Origin of the sequence: Candidatus Hakubella thermalkaliphila, from assembly GCF_013281975.1 — a bacterium.
Lineage (GTDB): Bacteria > Actinomycetota > Humimicrobiia > Hakubellales > Hakubellaceae > Hakubella > Hakubella thermalkaliphila.
In genome coordinates, this window is the sequence record NZ_BLRZ01000440.1 from 1 (window position 1) to 608 (window position 608).

General features: G+C 38.3%; 1 protein-coding gene. It reads left to right on the forward strand.

Going from position 1 to position 608, the window contains the following annotated elements; all coding sequences use genetic code 11:
- Window positions 1-231: 231 nt before the first annotated feature.
- The coding region (locus HW443_RS13160; protein ID WP_320411601.1) for a radical SAM protein at window positions 232-608 on the forward strand (377 nt) is incomplete at its 3' end.

Genomic DNA, 608 nt, shown 5'->3' on the forward strand with positions numbered 1-608 from the left:
CATATCGTGGGAGATAGAAACATATCGGTGTACGAACTAGATAAGCTAACAACCCCAAATTTCTAGCCCATGAGTCTAGCAGAGTATTGTGGCCAACCTCTGACTGTTGATATGTCTTTGGATACGATTAGATGGAAGAGATATAAGATTGGGGAAGAGCGTAGCTAGAGCATTTGCTACAGCTATTGAGCAATGCTACTGAAAAGGGGATAGACGGCAAAAGTGAAGTTGATGGATATTATCTATAATAAGATCCATGACCTATCGCATTATAATCCTTTGGTTCAGACGGTTATCTTCACCTTATCGAATTCTTCCACTTTTGTGAAGAATCCATTATATTCCTACCTTTACTGCAAACAGATGAAAATGCTCATGGAAAGACATGAAAATATACCCTTAAAGGTCATAATTGAAAATACGAATGCCTGTAACTCAGATTGTACTTTTTGTGTTCATAGCAAGATGAGTCGGAAGAAGGGATTTATGAGCTTCCCTTTATTCAAAAAGATAGTAGATGATTGCGCAAACCTCGAAGTAAAGGAAGTAGCAATCTACAGATTGGGTGAACCTTTACTTGACCCCCAATTTTCGAAGGAAATCGCTTA